At 40.2% G+C, this 430-nt stretch carries 1 protein-coding gene; it reads right to left on the minus strand.

Translation table 11 applies throughout. From position 1 onward, the window contains the following. Nucleotides 1-381 (minus strand): transposase (locus AC27H3_RS18100; protein WP_487108114.1); only part of this gene is annotated, 381 nt, incomplete at its 3' end. Nucleotides 382-430: the final 49 nt, after the last annotated feature.

The raw sequence follows: 430 nt of genomic DNA on the forward strand, positions 1-430 counted from the left end.
AAGTTGCTTACTATCTGATTTTACCGGCTTAGTTGAAGGCCCTTTAGCAAAATCCTTTTTCCATTGCTGGATATGATGCGGGTAAAGTCCTTTAGCGCGACAGTATTGATTAATGGCTGCGTCATCCAAGTTTCCACACTCAATAATCGCATTGAGTCTGTCTTCTAAACTCCAATCTTGCGGTCGTTTTTCTGTTGTCATTGGGTTGCCATTGTTTTGAGTTTCAAGTTCATGATTTTTTGCAAGCGCTATCCATCGTTGTAATGTTGAATAGCCCACACCTAAATCATGAGCGATATCTTCCTGACGAACATCATCACATTGAGATAACGCTTTTTCAACTGCATGTGCTTTAAATTCTTGAGTAAATCTACGACTCATATTACCTGCCTCTACTAAAAGTTAGAGGCGACAACTATCCTGACACAGG

It is taken from the genome of Colwellia sp. NW0002-52-1 (assembly GCF_057550865.1).